We start from the raw sequence: 17,777 nt of genomic DNA, 5'->3' as shown, positions 1-17,777 counted from the left end.
AGTCTACTTAAGTTAGTACTTGAAAGAAAGAAGACCTAATTCCTTTTCTACTCTTCCATCAATTTTTCCAAAATCTGAATCGCCGCCTCAGAAAGTACTGTTCCAGGTCCAAAAACCGCCGCAACTCCGGCATCAAAAAGGAAATCGTAATCTTTTTGTGGAATTACTCCCCCGGCTACCACCATGATGTCGGGTCGTCCGAGTTCTTTGAGCGCTTGGATTAATTGAGGCACAAGGGTCTTGTGTCCTGCGGCAAGTGAAGATGCTCCGACAATATGGACGTCATTTTCGATGGCCTGCTCAGCAACCTCCTGAGGAGTCTGAAACAAGGGTCCGATATCTACATCGAATCCCAAATCCGCAAAACCGGTAGCAATGACTTTTGCTCCTCTGTCATGTCCGTCTTGCCCCATCTTGGCCACCATAATTCTAGGCCTTCTTCCCTCCATTTCGGCGAATCGGTCGGATAATTCTTGGGCTTTTTTAAATGATTCCTGATTTTTCACTTCAGCTGCATAAACTCCCGAAACGGCTTGGGTTTGGGCTTTGTGTCGTCCAAAAGCCTTTTCCATAGCATCGGATATTTCTCCCAAAGTAGCTCTTTTTCTAGCTGCTTCCACAGCCAAAGCCAGTAAATTACCGTTCCCAGATTGCGCTGCTTCAGTGATCGCCGCCAAGGATTGCAGAACTGCGTCTGAATCTCTTTTCTTTTTTACCTCTTGGATTCTTCGAATCTGTCCCTCTCTAACTGCCTGGTTATCTACTTCCAACAAATCAATCTCGGTCGAATCATCGACTTGGTAGCGATTGACTCCGACAATAATATCCTTCCCACTATCGATGCGAGCTTGCTTTTTCGCAGCGGCCTCTTCAATTCTGAGCTTTGGCAAACCTGCTTCTATTGCTTTAGCCATGCCGCCCATTCCTTCCACTTCCTGAATCAAAGTCCAAGCTCTTTGGGCCAATTGATCAGTAAGGTATTCCACATAAAAAGAGCCTCCCCAAGGGTCCACAACCTGAGTGATTCCAGTTTCTTCCTGAAGAACTAATTGGGTATTTCGCGCGATTCTGGCAGAGAAATCGGTTGGCAATGCAATCGCTTCGTCCAAAGAATTGGTATGAAGGGACTGGGTATGTCCCATAGCGGCACCCAAAGCCTCAACTGCTGTCCGGGTGACATTATTAAAAGGGTCTTGTTCAGTCAAAGACCAACCAGATGTCTGACAATGAGTTCGGAGAGCTAAAGATTTTGGGTCTTTGGGATTGAATTGGTTGACGATTTTTGACCAAAGCAATCGCCCCGCCCTCATTTTGGCGATTTCCATGAAATAGTTCATCCCGATCGCCCAGAAAAAAGAAAGCCTAGGGGCAAAGTCATCAATATCCAATCCTGCTTTAATTCCAGTTCTCAGGTATTCCAATCCGTCTGCAAGGGTGTAGGCCAATTCCAAATCAGCAGTGGCTCCTGCTTCCTGCATATGGTAACCGGAAATGGAAATAGAATTAAACTTAGGCATGTACTTCGAGGTGAATTCAAAAATGTCCCCAATGATTCGCATGCTTGGCTGAGGTGGGTAGATATAGGTATTCCTTACCATGAACTCCTTCAAAATATCATTTTGGATGGTCCCGCTCAACTGTTCAGGACTTACACCCTGCTCTTCTGCAGCCACTATGTAAAAGGCCAAAATCGGGATAACAGCCCCATTCATAGTCATGGAAACAGACATCTGATCCAAAGGGATTTGGTCGAAAAGGATTTTCATATCCTCCACAGAGTCTATTGCAACCCCTGCTTTACCCACGTCTCCCTGAACTCTTGGATGATCTGAATCATAACCTCTGTGGGTAGCAAGGTCAAAGGCTACTGAAAGTCCCTTCTGCCCTGCCGCAAGGTTTCTTCTATAAAATGCATTGGAATCCTCAGCCGTTGAAAATCCCGCATACTGACGAATAGTCCAAGGTCTCTGAACATACATGGTACTGTATGGACCTCTCAAATAGGGAGGAATTCCAGCCGCGAAATGGACCTGTTTGAGTTGAAGAATGGATTCCGGGTTTATTTTATCAGGAATTGAGATTTGCTCAGGGCTCGCCCAAACCGATTTAGCCTTAGCATCAGTCGTATTCTTTCTGCTCTTGTTCCAATTAGTCAAATCCGGTCTCATCACAGTTGTTGGTTGAGTAGTTCGAAAAGATAGGTCGCCCGAGTAGGCTTTAATTCAAAGGACTTTTCTTCAAAATCATGGAAAGGATAGTCATTTCTAAGCTTTTCAGAAGCCGGGTATTTGTTCGCGCCAATTTTTGACAAATTTTTATCCAAAACTTTATTCTGGATTTTTTCTCGGTAGGCCCTTACTCTGGAATGAATTTCCCCTGAATTCAAAGCAGCCATCCATCCTCCATTTTTTTCTAAATCCAGAAGTCCAGATTGAATTTCCTGTGTGATTTTCTCCTGAAGTTTTTCCAAGTAATATGATCCAGCTGCAGGATCAATCATTTTATCCAAATACGCCTCATCTCGCAAAATCAAGGATACATTTCGGGCGATTCTTCTTTCCTGCTCAGTACAATTTTCTTCTTCAAAAGGCCTAACCCAGAGAAAGTTTGCACCTCCAAAAACTCCCGCCATCGCCTCATAGGTTTGGCGGATCAAATTGGTATTGATATCCAAAATAGATTTGGACCAATCTGAGGTTTGGGAGAAAAGGCTCAATTCTTTGGACTCCAATTCTACCTCATATTGCCCTGCAAGCATAGATACTATTTCCCGGAAAGTCTTTAGTCGGGCAATTTCACCAAAATGAGCGTCCCCAATTGAAACTTCTAAAAGCGCTTTTTTAAAAACCTTTTCTGGTTTGATTTGAGCTTGATCGATGATTTCAATCAACTCTCCTAAGGTAAAAATTAAGGCGTCCAAGGGATTGGCTCCTGATTCAGAATATCGTGAAGATTTTAAGGCGAATGCTTTGAAGTTTGGAAAGGCATCTGTGAGTTCAAAAATCTCAGTGAACAATTCCACTCCCAATTGAAATACTTCATTTTGCTCGAAAACAAGATCGGAGGGAGTCCATAAAAACCCTCCTTGGAGTTTCTCTGGATCCAAATCAATTTTCTCTATCCAGCCCAAAAAGGTATTTAGAACGAACAAGGGATTTCCAATAGGTTTGATCCAAATAGAAATGTATTCAGGGAAAACTCCCTTTACTAATTCATCCAAATTTTCAAATCCATTCAAATGCAAAACCAATCCATCGGCACCATTTTCGAGTGCATTTAAAATGGAGCTATTGGTATCCCCAGGAAGGACGCTGACCACATTTCCCCAAATTCTTGGAGGCAAACCGGGAATTTCTGATTTAGCCTGAAATTCTGTTGGAAATGATTCAGCTACCCTATCTTCAAGAGTATAAAATGGATCGATTGCTAACCTATCCCATAGTGCGGATTTTAAATTCTGATCAAAGTCTTTTCCTCTTAGATCTTTTTTAGCCTGAGCTATCCACTCTTCCTTTGACACAGAATCAAATTCAGAAAAAAGTTCATTCATTTTATTTGGGTTTATACACGCATTCAAAAATAACCAATCCCCTGCTATACTCCAGAAATATTCTTTGGATTCGACCCTAGCCTTTTAGGTAATTGCTAAAAAACTGATAATCAGAAGGCTTATTGACAAGCGATTTAAAACCGCTTTTTTAAGTGAAAATTTTACGGAAATTTTTATTGAATTATTTCCCTTTTGGAACGGTATTGGAGACAATAGAAAGTTCTGAATTCAAATCTGGTTCACGGAATTTTCACTTTTTCAAGGGAATTTTGATTTTTTATTTAAGTTAATTTTCCACAAATTTGACCCCCTCCGAAAAAACAAGGAAACCAAGTTTTTTAAGCAAAATTTTAAATGAGTTCAGAAGCTAGTGCCGTTTGGAATGAATGTTTGCGTGTTATCGAACAACACGTAAACGAGCAGAGCTTTTCTACTTGGTTTAAGCCCATTCAGCCTGTGAAATTGGAAGGCTCTAGCCTTACCATCCAAGTCCCAAGTCAATTCTTCTATGAATGGCTGGAGGACAATTATGTACAGGTTTTGAAATTGGCCATCAAAAGTACCCTTGGTCAAAACGGCCGTTTGGAATATGCAGTGGTAGTGGATAAAGGCAATTCCTCTAACCAACCTATTGCAGTTTCTTATCCTCAAGGTAATTCTTCGAATAAAAAACCTGCTCCTGGTTCGGAAGTAAAAACTCCATTTGAAATGCAATCCTTGGATGCAGATATGCTTACCCAAAGCAATTTGAATCCAAACTATACCTTCAGCACTTATATCGAGGGAGATTGCAATAGATTGGCCCGTTCAGCTGGATTTGCAGTCGCGACCAAACCAGGCATCACTTCCTTTAATCCTTTGATGGTTTATGGAGGGGTAGGTTTGGGAAAAACCCACTTGGTACAGGCCATTGGCAATGAGATCAAAAACGGCCCTGAGGAGAAATTTGTCCTTTACGTTTCTTCAGAAAAATTCGTGAACCAATTCATGGATTCCATCAAGGATGGAAATGTGAAAAGCTTCACCAATTTTTATATGCAGGTCGATGTTTTGATCATTGACGATATTCAGTTTTTGGCTGGAAAGGATAGAACTCAGGAAATGTTCTTTCATATTTTCAACCATCTGCATCAGAGCAAAAAGCAGATTATCATGACTTCAGATTGTCCACCAAGAGATCTGAAAGGTTTGGAGGAGCGTTTGCTTTCCCGATTCAAATGGGGATTGACTGCTGACTTGCAAATGCCTGATTTTGAAACCAGGGTGGCAATCATTCGCAGAAAAATGCAGTCTGAGGGAATTTTTATTCCCGATGATGTCGTGGAATATCTTGCTTACACAGTAGATACCAATGTTCGGGAATTGGAAGGTATTTTGATTTCCTTGATCGCTCATGCTTCGCTAAATAGAGTAGAAATCAGCCTTGAATTGGCCAAAACGGTCATCAAGAATTTCATCAAGGATATCGAGACAGAGGTTGGGATTGACTTTATCCAAAAGTCTGTTTCTGAATATTTTTCTATCCAGCTGGAAGATCTCAAAGCAAAAACCCGGAAGAAGGAAATTGTCATCGCTCGACAGGTTGCGATGTACTTCTCCAAGGAGTTTACCAACCACTCTTTGAAGTCAATCGGCTACCATTTTGGAGGACGAGATCACAGCACCGTAATTCATGCCGTGCAAACCGTAAATGACATGATGGAGACCGATGCGAGTTTCCGAAATTCAGTGAATGAACTGAAAAAGAAATTCAAAATCAGATCGTATTGATTGGATATTCAGATTTGAAATTTGAATCGAGTTTCCAAGCTCAAAGTTCCCCCTACCAGCGTACTAGCTCTCCCAATTCTTCTTTGGTAAATTCCAATTCGGTGTAACCCATGGAATATGGACCAATTTCGTAGGGAACGTAGATCACCCAAATTTTATCCTCCTGAAACCCCATGGCTGAAGCAAGGAAAAAACCTGTTTCAGAGAGAAAAAACCTGCCATCCTCCTCAATTTTTAACTCGGGTTTGATTTCGTGAAAAGCTCTGAATTTTTGCTCGACTAGCTCTTTTAATCGACCCTCATCTTTGACAAGCCGATCTATGGAAAGTGCTCTTCCAGAGCTTTTGTCCAAATTCAAAAACTGAACTCCATGATTAGGATGTGCTCCACCCATATAGCTCATCCAGGAATATTTGATACTGATCGTACTGTCCGAAACATAAGGAATTCCTGCCTCGACTTGAAGTTCGTAGCCCCCATAGGAATCCGGAAAATCTCTTTTGAATTCCTCGAAAACCTTGAAATAATCTGCGATCAGGCTATCTCTGGATTCGCTGGACTTCTCCCCAAACATGAGCATGGAAGTAAGCTGACTTTGAATTTCCTGATTAATCAATTCCTGATTCTTTCCATTCGCCTTTGGCCAAACCAATCTCAGCGTAGCACAATTTTCTCCAACACACTTCTCTTGAATTAAGGAATCCAACTCAAAGGTTAGTTTAGTTTCTTCAGAAATGGTTTTCTCAGGATTTTTGGTTGAACATGAAAAGAAACCAATGAAGACAATTAGATACAGGAATCGCATAGTTAGGAAATCTAAAATACCAGTTTGATTAATTTTTTGGCCAAAGTTCCGGGATTCAAATCCCCAGATTCCACCTTAGGCCGATTAGAATCCAAAGTCTTTTTGACTTCTGGATTTTTCAGAAAAGTCTGTCCCAACAAATAGCTAATCTGATCATCCAGCCAATTTAAACGTTGGGCAGCCCGATTTTTTTCCCAAAAACCATTACGAATCATCTGGTCCTGATAGGACAAGATCATTTCCCATATCTGATTCAAACCTGTCTTGGCAATGGAGGAAGCCAGAACAACTTGGGGATTCCAATTTTTCGGAGAAGCAGCAAACAGGTGCAAGGCATTTTGGTAATTGGTCTTGGCTTTTTTTGCGAGGTCCAAATTGTCTCCGTCAGCCTTATGGATAACGATACCGTCTGCCATTTCCATGATCCCCTTTTTAATCCCCTGGAGTTCATCTCCTGCTCCTGACAGCATAAGCAGTAGGAAAAAATCGACCATGTTTTTCACAGCAGTTTCACTTTGACCCACACCTACCGTTTCGACCAAAATAACATCAAAACCTGCCGCCTCACATAGCAGCATGGATTCCCGTGTAGCATTACTTACGCCTCCCAAAGTTTGTCCAGATGGGCTAGGCCGGATAAAAGCTCTCTTATCCGTCGCCAAACTTTCCATTCGGGTCTTATCCCCCAAAATACTTCCTTTGGTAAGCTGACTACTAGGGTCCACAGCTAATACAGCTACCTTTTTCCCCGAGTCAAGCAACATTTTCCCAAAGGCTTCAATAAAAGTGCTCTTTCCAACTCCGGGAACACCTGTAATTCCAATTCGAATGGATTTCCCTGTATTGGGTAAAATTTCCTGTATAAGACTTGCCGTCAAATCTTGATCAGAATCCAGCCTGCTTTCAACCAAAGTAATTGCCTTACTCAGGATAACCCGATTGCCGGAAAGAATTCCGTCTCGATATTCAGGAAGGCTAAGTCTTTTTTTCATGGTTGAACTACTTCAAATCGACCCTCACCCATGGGAGTTTTTTCAAATTTAGCTAAAAGCAATGGAAGGTATTCCTGTGGAAAATAAGGCTCAACCGGAGCTAATTCAACCTTTTCAGGAATTTGATCAGAAAAGAAAAAAACCAGCGTCCTTCCATATTTGGTATGGGGTTGAGCATCTGCAAAAGCTCTCATGGTCTCCCTATCTGCTTCAATAACTTTCACAGCATAAACCCTTAGCACCGGCCCGGTATTATTTTCATTTCTGAAAAATCCAACCTCCTCTAATTTGCCTTCGAACCTTTCTAATCCCGGCCCAGAAAAGCTGGTTCGAATGATCTGAAGTAGGATTATTGCCACAATTAGAGTGAGCAAGTAGAAAATGATTCGGTTCCTTTTCAAAAACTATTGAGGGTTTACGGGGTTTAGGCCTTAATTTAGGCCAAAATTCTGATAATGGGTTTCGAATACGTCAAGGCATTGCACATCATTTTTGTAGTCACCTGGTTTGCAGGCCTTTTTTACATTGTCAGGCTTTTCATTTACCAGACCGAGGCACTTGAGAAGCCTGAGTTGGAAAGAAATATTCTTAAGCCCCAGCTGGACCTTATGGCTTCCAGGCTTTGGTATATCATCACCTGGCCTTCTGCAATCCTGACTTTGATTTTTGGGACATGGGTTTTGACATACAGATGGGGCTACCTTGAACTTGGCTTTATGCATGCCAAGCTGGGGTTTGTGGTATTACTTTATGTTTACCATGGGTTTTCACACGTACTCTTTAAAGAGTTGCAAGCAGGCAAAGCAAGATGGAGCTCAACCAAACTCCGTTTATGGAACGAAGTGAGTACAATTTTGCTTTTTGCTATAGTATTCCTCATCGTCTTAAAAAACACGGTCAGCATGGTCTGGGGAATTGCCGGCCTGATTGGTTTGGCGGTTTTGCTCATGCTGGGAATTAAGATTTATAAAAATTACAGATCAAAAAAGGGACAATGAAAATATCTATACTACTAGTTGGATTAGTTTTTATCGGATTGGTATCCTGCAAGCCTTCAGGTACAGATTCTGATTCACCACTTGAACTCCCTATCCTCGGAGAAAGATATGTGGATGAAAATCAGGACACCGTTTATCATACCATTGCAGACTTTGCTTTTGTAAACCAGGTAGGTGATACCGTTCGAAAAGCGGATATGTCAGGCAAGGTGTATGTCGCAGATTTCTTTTTTACCACCTGCCCGACGATATGTCCTATCATGAAAAAGGAAATGCTTAGGGTATTTATGAAATACCAGGACAATCCTGATTTTAAAATCTTAAGCCATAGCATTGATCCTACACATGACACCCAAGAGGTCTTAAAAGATTATGCTGAAAAGCTCGGTGTGGAAGATGCTTCAACCTGGAATTTCCTCACTGGAGACCAGGAAAAAATATTTGAAATAGGTCAAACCAGCTATCTCACTACTGCCATGGCTGACCAGATGGAACCAGGTGGATTTTTGCATAGCGGAGCATTTTTATTGATCGACCAAAATGGAAGAATCAGAGGAGTATACGACGGTACGAAAGCCGATCAAGTGGATCGTCTGCTCAATGACATCCCCAAATTGCTGAAGAAATGAGATTGATTTTCGGTTTGCTGGGCTTGATTTGGATTACTTCCTGCAGTCCTAAGTCAACCAATGAGGAAAACACTTTGGCTCAAATTTCTGATCCGGACGTGATGATTTATGCGGTGAATGGGAAAACGCTTTATGAAAATTATTGTGGAAACTGCCATCAATCAGACGGAAAAGGACTGGGAAAACTAATCCCCCCACTTCGAGAAGCTGACTATTTCAAAGAAAGCGTGCACCGGACGATATGGATCATTCGCCATGGGCAGGAAGGTCCAATTGAAGTGAATGGTGAAATTTATGACCAAAAAATGCCAGCCAATCCTCAACTGAAGCCATTGGAAATTGCACAGATCACCACGTATCTCTACAATATTTGGGGAATGGAAGAAGGGGTAATTTCTGCTCCTGACGTGGAAAAATATTTACAAACCAAGCCAGAAAATTACTGACCTGAGCGAAGGGATTTTTCAGCTTTTTCTAAAACTGCTTTGATTTCCTGATTGACCTTGCTCACCTTTTCCATTTGATCATCGAGGTAAGTCTTCACCTCTTCAGGAGTTTTCTCCCCATCCTCCACGTCATATTGCCTCATCCAGACAAACATTCCTTCATAGGCTTGATCTAGCTCAGCAGCTAAATTTTTGAGCTCCTGAATCTTAACCGAATCCATGGGAGAGGCTTTAGAAATGTCTTCCGCCATTTGCAAGGCAGTCTTTTCAAAGGATTTTAGTTGCCCCATTTTAGGCATCACCTCGTCATGAACAGCGATGACTTCTTCTCTCAACTTTTTATTTTCCTCAACCTGTTTATTTCCACAAGATTGAAAAATGAAAGAAACTCCAATAACCAAACAAAAAAGCAGGTATTTCATATTAGGACGGTTAACAGATTCCAAAGGTACAATTTATTACCCTTAAAATTAAAAACTAAGAGAAAAATGGAATTTCTGGAAATCCCAATGCAATGGTTAATTTTGTCTGAGATTATCCTAAGCTTATGAAACCTTTCTGTTTTGCCGATGGCACTATCATCCCTTCCGAATCTGCAACCATCCATCCTATGGATCTCGGTTTAATCCGTGGTTATGGGATTTTTGACTTTTTCAGAACATCCAATTATCAGCCTCTATTTATAGAGCATTACTTGGATAGGTTCATTGCTTCTGCAGAAAAAACACATTTGCCTTTGAAGTATAGCAGAGAAGAACTAAAGGCCATCATTTCTGAGCTCACTGAAAAAAACGACCTGAAGCAAGGTGGATTCAGAATGGTCTTGAGTGGTGGGGTATCCCAAAATCACTTTTCTCCAGCAGAGGGGAAATTATTTATTTTCTGTGAGTCTTTGGATTTTCCAGCAGAAGAAAAATACAATCAAGGCATCAAATTGTTGACCTTGGAATATGTGCGCCCCATCGCCGAAATCAAAACAACCAATTATGCCTTACCGGTTTGGCATAGTTACCATTGGAAAAATTTGGGAGCAGAAGATGTCCTTTATCACTGGAATGGTATGGTGAGTGAGAGCTCCAGAAGTAATTTTTTCATAGTAAAAAATGGGATCATCCATACTCCAGACCAACATATCTTATTGGGAATTACACGAAAGCATATTCTTCAACTGGCCAAGGATGCTGTAATTAGACCAATAACCTTAGAGGAAGTTTGGGATGCGGATGAGGCGTTTATTACCAGCACCACCAAGGTACTTTTGCCAGTTACTCAACTTGATGATAGAAAAATAGGAAATGGAAAAGTGGGCCCAGTAACCCGATCCATTCTGGAAAGATTTAGAAACCTGGAAAAAGAATTGGTCGGTTAATTGAAATCAACCTAAAAAAGAAAAGCTCCTTTTGGGAGCTTTTTTTATTGAGAAATCAGTTGAGCATTTTTCAAAATATACATCAACTTCTCTGGATCTTTTGAATTTAGAGTCAGGGTTCCTTTGACCTTCACCCGGTTTGAGGTGTATTTGATAGGCTTGGCAAGCATGACTTCCATGACAGTTTCCGGGCCACCAGAACCGCAGAAGAAACATTCAGCCAGCGGTAGGCTGGAAAGGATGATGTGATCAGGCTTAAACATTCCCTCAAAAGGAATGATGTATCCATCTGCTTCTACCACTTTGCCTTCCAGTTTTTTGATATTTTCTGAGAAAACAGGAACATAAAGCTCACCGTATTGGTCCTCGCTTATTTTGTAGGACACTTCAGTAAGGCTTTTCCAAACCCCCTGCGCCTGAACTTGGTTGAAAATTCCCCCAAGAAAAAAGACCATCACCCAGATAAAACTCCACTTTTTCATCGCTAATTCTAATTTGAATGCTAATTACGCTTTTGTCAGCTGTCTCGCAATACTGGTCTGATAAGCGGACCATGCAGGGATAACAGAGGCCAAAACACCCACTACTAACGCATAAACCAGTATCCAAAGTTCTTGGTTGAGGAAAATCCAAGGCTGAATGGAAGAAACCATCATTTGGTCTGATTGACTAACCAGCAAAGCTAGGAATCCATGTCCCAACCCCATCCCAAGTATCGCTCCAAAAGAGGTCAGCAAAATCCCCTCTAAAAAGACCAAAATCAGGAGTTGCATCCTCGAGGCTCCAAGTGCCCGAAGAATTGCCAGATCATATTTTCTCTCTTTAAGGGAATTGAACAAGGCTATAAAAATTCCCAATCCAGCTACTACAATCAAAATCACCGCAATTCCCTGGAGCAAACTCACACCCACTCCCAAAAGCTCAAACAATCTAGAGATCTCAAAAGAAGGAGAGGCAGCTTGCATGGAGGTGCCTGAATTGATCATTCTAGGCAACTGAACGGCCGCCATTGGATTTCTGAATTGGAGAAGCAGAGTTGTCACTTCTCGAGGCTGATCAGATTCTGGAAAACCCTTCGTTTTAACCTTTTGGTGAAATTGATCATGGCCCTCACTTGGTTCTGAAGCTAAATCTGAGCGAAGAACCGTCAATGAATCTGGCGATGACTCATCCTCAGTTGCAATTTCTTCTCCCTCATCATGGGTATACCAAACCGATTCGAAGCTTGTCAAAACCAATCGATCCACCACATTTCCTTTTGGAGCCAAAACTCCAGAGACTACAAAATTATGCTGGTCATGATCATGGCTTCCCATGCTGATCCCGTGACTTCCAAGAAATTCATCCCCAACTTTTAGCTGGAGTTTTTTAGCAACCTCTGCCCCTACTACCACCTCGAAAGGCAGTTCCCAAGCTTTGCCTGAGGAAAAATCAACTTGATATAATTCTAGGTAATCATGGTTGGTCCCGACAATTCTAAATCCCTGATAATTATCCCCCAGCGCCAATGGAATCACATTTTTTACCAATCGGTTTCTGGAGAGTTTTTTGGCTTCATCAATTGGAATATTTCCAGTGGGAAAATCCACATGATAAACCGAAGAAAGAATCAATTGCAAAGGACTCCCCTTTGCCCCTACCACCATATCTATACCGGCCGCATCTTGATTCATTTTTTTCTCCAATTGGTCTTGGATCAAGAGCAAAACCGTGATAATCGCCAAGCCTAAAGCAAGTAAAAACACATTCAACCCAGTCGAAAGAGGTCTGAAAGTCAAATATTTCCAGCTTATTTTAAAGAGATTCATCAGGCTTTGACTTCAATGAAATTGGAAATATGATTCTTTACCCGCTGATCGTGCGTGACAATAACCAATGCCGCACCGATTTTTTCTGATTGAGACTTCAGAAGTTGAATTACCTTTTCGGCATGCTCATCATCCAAACTGGAAGTGGGTTCATCTGCCAAAATCAACTTTGGTGAGACGGCCAAAGCCCTTGCAATGGATACTCGCTGAGCTTCCCCCTCACTCAAGGTCAAAACCGATGATTTAGCTTTTCCTCCAATTCCCAGATCAATTAACAATTGATCCAGATTCTGGGCTTTTTCCTTAGAAAAATAAGGTACTAGCTGGAGGTTTTCTTTGACATTCAGGGCTGAAATCAGATGAGGTTTTTGAAATACGATACCGATTTTTTTACCCCGAAACTCGTCAAGTTCATGTGAGGAAAGTTTGGAAAGGGATTTACCATCCAGAATAACCTCTCCTGTTAGGGGACGGAGTAAGCCTGAAAGGAGATTCAAGAGAGTGGTTTTTCCACTGCCTGATTTTCCTAGAATCAAGAGAGAATCCCCTGAATTCAAGTGAATATCTGGGAATTGAATTGGGGATTGTCCAGGATGAGAGAAACTGAGCGAGCTGGTTTGGAGCAGCATACTTTATTTTACCGGAATTGTGACTTGGAATTTAGTCCCTTTGTCTTGTTCACTTTGGAATTCAATTTCACCATTGAGTACTTCAAGACATTTTTTGACAATAGAAAGACCTAAACCTGATCCTTCTACAATTCCTACGTTTTTTGCTCTGAAGAAACGGTCAAATAGCTTCCCTTGTTCAGATTTTGGAATTCCGATTCCTTTATCAATTACCTCTGCTTTGAGTTTGCCTTCTTCTATGTTCATTTTGAACTGAACCTGCTTGCCATCTTTGGAATATTTTACCGCATTGGACAGCAAGTTTTCAAGGACTTGATAAACCAGTTCGGGATCCGAAGTAATGGTCTTTGGCATATCTCCAATCTCTGCATGAATCGTTACTTCATTTTCGATCCCGGCATTGACTGTATCAATTAATTCCTTGACAAATGCTCCAGTAAAAATCTTCTTTGGCTTAAATTCAAGTTTATTTTCGTCAGCTTTTCCAAAGAATAGAACACTCGTAAGCAGGTTATTCAGGGCCCTAACTGAGTTTTCTATCTTAAAAGCATGCTTGGCAATTTTTTGCTTAAAAGGATGGTCCTTTTCCGCATAAATCTGAAGCAACTGAGCAGAACTTAATATGCTAGTCAGTGGAGTTTTAAATCCGTGGGAGACGTTGAGGACAATTCTGGACTTCAATTCATTGATTTCCCTTTCCTTTTCCAAGGCCTTGGTCAGTTCCTTATTTGCCTCGTACAATTCGGCAGTCCGCTGTTTTACTTTTTCTTCGAGCTCGTTATTGAGCTTTTGTAATTCCTTTTCTTTCCTGTCCTTAAAAATCGCCAATTCAATTACCATGTTTAATTCACGGATATTGAATGGCTTGATTACATAGGCACTTGGATTTGTTCCTACTACCTTATTTAGAGTTTCCGCATCCGAACTCGCACTGAGATAAACTACCGGAATATCAAATTTCTCATTGATGATTTCAGTGGTTTTGATCCCATCCAGTTCACCGGCAAGATTGATATCCATCATGACGATATCAGCCCTGTTTTCCTCTAAAATTTCAAGGGCTTTTTCCCCGGTATCGGCTATTCCTATGATTTGATGAGCGTTTTTCTCTAAAGCACGCTGAAGTAAAAGTGCTGAAACAGAATCGTCCTCGACAATGAGGATTTTCAGTGTAAACATGGACTAAAAGAGGATTGGATGGTCATTTGTTGGGTAAATTACAAAATTTAAGCTTCAGGCAATGGGATTTCTACTTCAACTCTAGTCCCTAAATTCTTTTGACTCCAGATTTGAATTTTTCCTCCGAGTAATTGAACCAGGTTTTTGGTGATGTTTAGCCCTAAGCCGGACCCATCAAAAAGCCGCTCATTCCCGGTACTTTCCTGCTCAAAAGGATCAAACATTTTATCCTGAAACTCTTTGGTCATCCCAATGCCTGTGTCGGTAACGTCTAATACCAAAGAGTTTGATCGATAGGATGTCTTAAATAAAATTTCTCCCGACTCGGTATACTTGATTGCATTACCTAAAAGGTTATTCAAAATAATCTCAATAAAACGACGGTCTATCTTGCTCTCTTTTTCGTCACCTACACATTCAACCTTTATTTTCAATCCCTTCCTCTCTGCAGATTTGATATGTTGCTTTGAAATATCACAGATAAATTGGTTGATTTTGGTAAGGGTATATACTACCGGCATCTTGTTCGCTTCAATTTTTGCCAGTTCCAAAAGCGAGTTAATCGTCTCCAAAAGTCTTTCACCGCTTTGCAAAATGATATCCAAAAGATCCTGAAGCTCATGGTCATTTTTTCTGACCATCATGATATGTTCTGCTCCACCGATAATTCCATTGAGTGGTGTCCGGATTTCATGACTAATATTTGAAAGCAGGCTAGTCTTGAATCTGTTGGCTTCCTCGGCTTTGTCCTTTGCTTCTTTTAGATTTTTCTCTGCGAGTTTTTGGGCGGTAATGTCTTTAAAAACACATAAAACCAATTCTTTTCCTGTAAAATCCTTTTCCAGCAACACTGCAAAAACTTCCATCTCTAGGGTTCTGGATTTCCACTGAATCATCATCTCGCTGGAGAATCCTTTTCCCGGCTCCTGCTTTACTTTTGAATGGATTATATCCAAGTATTTGTCCAAAGAGAATTTAGGATCAAATAATTCTTCGATGGCTCTATTCTCCAAATCCTCGATCGTCTTTCTCATTATCTGAGCAAAAGCAGGATTTACCGTGAGAATTGATTTGCCATTTAAGATCAAGATCATCCCGTCTTGGGAACTGTTCCAAACATTCTTGAACTGCTGTTCAGCCAAAAGTTTATCCCTACTTTTTTGATCTACCTCAGTCCTGAGTAAACCCAAATTTTGGATTTGCCTAAAAATAAGGTTGATCAAGATTCCTATTCCCACCAAGAACAAAACCGCTAAAATCAAAAACCAAGTTCGGAGATAAAATGGCCTTAGAATTTGAAATTTGGAGGATTTTAAAGTCTTTGAAAACTCTTCTCCATTGTAGGAAGCTTTGATTTCAAATTGGTATTCACCTGCGGGAAGGTTTGCAAAGAAAAGCTCATTAGTTCTGGGATCTTTTAAAATCTCCCAATCGGTCGAGTCCTCTTGAATCAATCGATAGTGAACCCAAAGCTCTTTGGATTCATTAAAGGCAGGGGCAGTAAATTCGACTTTTACCGAATTTTCCTCCGCTGAGAATTTTGAAATACCATTTGTATTCAAGGCTTTATTCCCTATCGAAATGTTTTTGAGATAAATTTCAGGTGAACCCTTAGCGTAGAAATTTTCATCGGATAAATAAATCGATAGTCCTTTTTGGGTTCCAATCAACACCCTACCAGAGGAGGACTTGATTAAAGCACCCCGATTTACTTCATCCCCCACCAAGCCATTAGTCTCGTTAAAATGATGAAACTTCCCTTTACCAAGGACAAAAATCCCATTATCCGAACCTGCCCAAACACAACCATTATCCTCCAAAAAAAGCGTATAAACAGGGTTTGTAACAGTCTTTCCTATGTAAACATAATACCCAACATAGCCTTCTTTGTAAATTTTTAAGCCATATTCTGTGCCTAGGAGAATGGAACCATCAGGCATTTCCAAAAAGTCATATCCCTCCGCCAAAACATATTCAGGAGTTTCGATTATTGGGTATTGATTTTCAAGTTTGCTGGCTCTGAGAACAATGATTTTTCCATTTTTTAATCGAGCCGTCTTTCGAAAAAATGACTTTCCTCCCGACAATTTTTCAAGAATTGAAGGAGTCAACTCTTTTCCAAAATCTCCCTTTTTCAAAGAAGCAAACGAAGTATGAAAGACTCTTTCTTGGCTTGTGACTAAAACACTATCTCCATCAAACTGAACAGAAGAGATGTTAAAATTTTCCCTTGGCTTAATAAATTTTACCTGACTTGACTGAGGAAAATACATTCCAACTCCCCCCCAATTGGCTGAAAATATAATATCTCCTTTCTCAGACTTACTAAAATTGATAATGCGTTGATTTGGATTTCCTAGAGGATTTTTATCCTCATATACGGTTTGAATACCTCTTCTTTCAAAAATCTGGATTCCATTATTAAAGCCAAAAAGAAATGAATTAACTCCCAATTCGATGATTGCAGTCACTTCCTCTCCAAGAAATCCGGTGGATTCACCCCCATAATTCTGAAAAATCTGACTGTTATTACTTGCCAAACCCCGACTTGAGCCAACCCAAAGGATATCCTCTCGATCCACAAAAAGTGTTTGAATCGAAGTCGCTCGAAAAATATTCGTAAGATCAACAACCAAAGGCCTTGAACTTCCCGGCTTGTATCTTCTGAAGTGGGAATTAAAGTGGTAAAAAACATAGTTACCACTGAAATCCAGGGAAAAATAAGGTGAAATGCTAATGTCAAAGGTGGAAAAATCCTGATCGACAATTTCCACTGGAAATTCAGCCTCTGGCCCTTTTGCCAAGTAATCATCTCCTAAGAAATAGTATTCACCAGTAGGAGATTTTTTAACCAATAACGGAGGAGAAGGAAGGGGTACTCCTCTGAATTGATACTCCTTCAAAAAGTTGTTTTCCAGTATATACGCTCCTTTTTGGAAATTCAGCAATATCCTGCCTTCCAGATCAATTACAGAAAGCAACAAGCCGGTTTTGGAGACATCTCTACTAATGGTATTGACACTTTTTTCGCCGTTCCTCCAAAAAAGAAGCTGATTCCCGTTGTCCAGAAAAAAGAGCTTATCTTCTTTTTTTCGAATGGAATGAAAAAGAATTTTATTAGAAAAATTAGACTTCAGATTTTCCTCAAAGGGAAATTCTTTCCATCCCTCAGCAGCACCTTCAAAAAGAACCGGTACCCCACTTCCATTATACAACCAAAGAACTCCATCCTCATCCTTCAGGATCGAAATCCTGTACACAAATTTCCTCAAAAGCGTGTCTGGGAGCTCATAAGTCTGGATTCCATCAGAATACACCACACCCCGTGTGGTAGAAAACCACATTTGCCCCAAGGAGTCCTGTTCAATCTGAAGAACATTCTGCACAGGAAGACGAACTCCTTTTGGGGAGGTGTTGAATTTGAAAGTTTGGGCGAGCAATTCCTGGCTTGAATCAATCAAACCAAAAAGAATTAGCACTAGCAGGGTGAATTTCCTGAGCATGAGGATAAAATTAGGAAAAGATTCCGCATCCCAAATTCCTTGGAGATTGTTGCTGTTTTCTTTTGTCAGCGGGTGGTTTCTTTTATTTTTGTGCCAAAC

Annotated in this window: 16 protein-coding genes; 5 read left to right on the top strand and 11 right to left on the bottom strand. The window is 40.8% G+C overall.

Translation table 11 applies throughout. The annotated features are described in order from the left end of the window. Positions 1-47: 47 nt before the first annotated feature. Positions 48-2,168 (bottom strand): methylmalonyl-CoA mutase, encoded by a 2,121-nt coding sequence (gene scpA / locus DFQ04_RS14950; RefSeq protein WP_133557298.1) that lies wholly within the window; start codon positions 2,166-2,168, stop codon positions 48-50. Next, on the bottom strand, positions 2,168-3,550 hold the full coding sequence (locus DFQ04_RS14945) for a methylmalonyl-CoA mutase family protein (RefSeq protein ID WP_133557295.1): 1,383 nt from the start codon (positions 3,548-3,550) through the stop codon (positions 2,168-2,170). Before DFQ04_RS14945 ends, scpA begins: the two co-directional genes overlap by 1 nt. 354 nt (positions 3,551-3,904) lie before the next feature. Between DFQ04_RS14945 and dnaA the strand changes: the two genes are divergently transcribed. Next, complete coding sequence (dnaA, locus tag DFQ04_RS14940; protein WP_133557293.1) at positions 3,905-5,320, top strand: chromosomal replication initiator protein DnaA; 1,416 nt, start codon at positions 3,905-3,907, stop codon at positions 5,318-5,320. 52 nt (positions 5,321-5,372) lie between these two features. Here dnaA and DFQ04_RS14935 read toward each other — a convergent pair whose 3' ends face one another. The 3 genes from DFQ04_RS14935 to DFQ04_RS14925 are packed head-to-tail and all read right to left on the bottom strand — an operon-like array spanning position 5,373 to position 7,491. Further along, positions 5,373-6,125 carry a DUF3298 and DUF4163 domain-containing protein gene (locus tag DFQ04_RS14935; RefSeq protein WP_133557291.1) on the bottom strand — a complete coding sequence of 251 codons (753 nt, stop codon included), beginning with the start codon at positions 6,123-6,125 and terminating at the stop codon, positions 5,373-5,375. An 11-nt stretch (positions 6,126-6,136) separates the two neighbouring features. Beyond that, positions 6,137-7,117 carry a methylmalonyl Co-A mutase-associated GTPase MeaB gene (gene meaB, locus DFQ04_RS14930; RefSeq protein ID WP_133557289.1) on the bottom strand — a complete coding sequence of 327 codons (981 nt, stop codon included), beginning with the start codon at positions 7,115-7,117 and terminating at the stop codon, positions 6,137-6,139. Beyond that, a complete protein-coding gene (locus DFQ04_RS14925; RefSeq protein ID WP_133557287.1) occupies positions 7,114-7,491 on the bottom strand; it encodes a hypothetical protein in 378 nt (125 codons plus the stop codon). The genes meaB and DFQ04_RS14925 overlap by 4 nt, the downstream gene beginning before the upstream one ends. An 81-nt stretch (positions 7,492-7,572) precedes the next feature. On the opposite strand from DFQ04_RS14925, the gene DFQ04_RS14920 reads away from it, so the two are divergent. The 3 genes from DFQ04_RS14920 to DFQ04_RS14910 are packed head-to-tail and all read left to right on the top strand — an operon-like array spanning position 7,573 to position 9,190. Continuing rightward, the gene (locus DFQ04_RS14920) at positions 7,573-8,115 is read left to right on the top strand and encodes a CopD family protein (RefSeq protein WP_133557285.1); all 543 of its coding nucleotides are present in this window, start codon (positions 7,573-7,575) and stop codon (positions 8,113-8,115) included. Then, positions 8,112-8,744, top strand: a complete 633-nt coding sequence (locus tag DFQ04_RS14915; RefSeq protein ID WP_133557283.1) for an SCO family protein — start codon at positions 8,112-8,114, stop codon at positions 8,742-8,744. The genes DFQ04_RS14920 and DFQ04_RS14915 overlap by 4 nt, the downstream gene beginning before the upstream one ends. Beyond that, on the top strand, positions 8,741-9,190 hold the full coding sequence (locus tag DFQ04_RS14910) for a c-type cytochrome (RefSeq protein ID WP_133557281.1): 450 nt from the start codon (positions 8,741-8,743) through the stop codon (positions 9,188-9,190). The genes DFQ04_RS14915 and DFQ04_RS14910 overlap by 4 nt, the downstream gene beginning before the upstream one ends. On the opposite strand, the gene DFQ04_RS14905 is transcribed toward DFQ04_RS14910, so the two are convergent. Further along, a complete protein-coding gene (locus tag DFQ04_RS14905) occupies positions 9,184-9,612 on the bottom strand; it encodes a hypothetical protein (RefSeq protein WP_133557279.1) in 429 nt (142 codons plus the stop codon). The genes DFQ04_RS14910 and DFQ04_RS14905 overlap by 7 nt on opposite strands. A gap of 125 nt (positions 9,613-9,737) precedes the next feature. Here DFQ04_RS14905 and DFQ04_RS14900 point away from each other — a divergent pair, with 125 nt between their 5' ends. Continuing rightward, a complete protein-coding gene (locus tag DFQ04_RS14900) occupies positions 9,738-10,559 on the top strand; it encodes an aminotransferase class IV (RefSeq protein ID WP_133557277.1) in 822 nt (273 codons plus the stop codon). Between the two features lie 44 nt (positions 10,560-10,603). Here DFQ04_RS14900 and DFQ04_RS14895 read toward each other — a convergent pair whose 3' ends face one another. The 5 genes from DFQ04_RS14895 to DFQ04_RS14875 are packed head-to-tail and all read right to left on the bottom strand — an operon-like array spanning position 10,604 to position 17,678. Next, positions 10,604-11,014, bottom strand: a complete 411-nt coding sequence (locus DFQ04_RS14895; RefSeq protein WP_243739699.1) for a hypothetical protein — start codon at positions 11,012-11,014, stop codon at positions 10,604-10,606. A gap of 51 nt (positions 11,015-11,065) precedes the next feature. Beyond that, positions 11,066-12,367, bottom strand: coding sequence for an ABC transporter permease (locus DFQ04_RS14890; protein WP_133557273.1), 1,302 nt, complete (start codon positions 12,365-12,367; stop codon positions 11,066-11,068). Then, positions 12,367-12,996, bottom strand: a complete 630-nt coding sequence (locus tag DFQ04_RS14885) for an ABC transporter ATP-binding protein (RefSeq protein ID WP_133557271.1) — start codon at positions 12,994-12,996, stop codon at positions 12,367-12,369. The genes DFQ04_RS14890 and DFQ04_RS14885 overlap by 1 nt, the downstream gene beginning before the upstream one ends. Before the next feature lie 3 nt (positions 12,997-12,999). Beyond that, positions 13,000-14,175: a hybrid sensor histidine kinase/response regulator gene (locus DFQ04_RS14880; protein WP_133557269.1), complete on the bottom strand. Its 1,176-nt coding sequence runs from the start codon at positions 14,173-14,175 to the stop codon at positions 13,000-13,002. A 47-nt stretch (positions 14,176-14,222) separates the two neighbouring features. After that, positions 14,223-17,678 carry a sensor histidine kinase gene (locus DFQ04_RS14875; RefSeq protein ID WP_133557267.1) on the bottom strand — a complete coding sequence of 1,152 codons (3,456 nt, stop codon included), beginning with the start codon at positions 17,676-17,678 and terminating at the stop codon, positions 14,223-14,225. Positions 17,679-17,777 lie beyond the last annotated feature (99 nt).

The sequence above is a fragment of the Algoriphagus boseongensis genome (assembly GCF_004362805.1).
Classification (GTDB): domain Bacteria; phylum Bacteroidota; class Bacteroidia; order Cytophagales; family Cyclobacteriaceae; genus Algoriphagus; species Algoriphagus boseongensis.
Note: the sequence above shows the minus strand (reverse complement) of the source record. Positions and strands in the feature narration are given on the sequence as shown.

Coding starts and splice junctions, on each gene's coding strand:
- DFQ04_RS14935 (WP_133557291.1), bottom strand. CDS start 6,125: ATGCGATTCCTGTATCTAATTGTCTTCATTGGTTTCTTTTCATGTTCA.
- DFQ04_RS14910 (WP_133557281.1), top strand. CDS start 8,741: ATGAGATTGATTTTCGGTTTGCTGGGCTTGATTTGGATTACTTCCTGC.
- DFQ04_RS14885 (WP_133557271.1), bottom strand. CDS start 12,996: ATGCTGCTCCAAACCAGCTCGCTCAGTTTCTCTCATCCTGGACAATCC.
- DFQ04_RS14915 (WP_133557283.1), top strand. CDS start 8,112: ATGAAAATATCTATACTACTAGTTGGATTAGTTTTTATCGGATTGGTA.
- dnaA (WP_133557293.1), top strand. CDS start 3,905: ATGAGTTCAGAAGCTAGTGCCGTTTGGAATGAATGTTTGCGTGTTATC.
- DFQ04_RS14890 (WP_133557273.1), bottom strand. CDS start 12,367: ATGAATCTCTTTAAAATAAGCTGGAAATATTTGACTTTCAGACCTCTT.
- DFQ04_RS14895 (WP_243739699.1), bottom strand. CDS start 11,014: ATGGTCTTTTTTCTTGGGGGAATTTTCAACCAAGTTCAGGCGCAGGGG.
- DFQ04_RS14905 (WP_133557279.1), bottom strand. CDS start 9,612: ATGAAATACCTGCTTTTTTGTTTGGTTATTGGAGTTTCTTTCATTTTT.
- DFQ04_RS14945 (WP_133557295.1), bottom strand. CDS start 3,550: ATGAATGAACTTTTTTCTGAATTTGATTCTGTGTCAAAGGAAGAGTGG.
- DFQ04_RS14920 (WP_133557285.1), top strand. CDS start 7,573: ATGGGTTTCGAATACGTCAAGGCATTGCACATCATTTTTGTAGTCACC.
- scpA (WP_133557298.1), bottom strand. CDS start 2,168: ATGAGACCGGATTTGACTAATTGGAACAAGAGCAGAAAGAATACGACT.
- DFQ04_RS14875 (WP_133557267.1), bottom strand. CDS start 17,678: ATGCTCAGGAAATTCACCCTGCTAGTGCTAATTCTTTTTGGTTTGATT.
- DFQ04_RS14880 (WP_133557269.1), bottom strand. CDS start 14,175: ATGTTTACACTGAAAATCCTCATTGTCGAGGACGATTCTGTTTCAGCA.
- meaB (WP_133557289.1), bottom strand. CDS start 7,117: ATGAAAAAAAGACTTAGCCTTCCTGAATATCGAGACGGAATTCTTTCC.
- DFQ04_RS14900 (WP_133557277.1), top strand. CDS start 9,738: ATGAAACCTTTCTGTTTTGCCGATGGCACTATCATCCCTTCCGAATCT.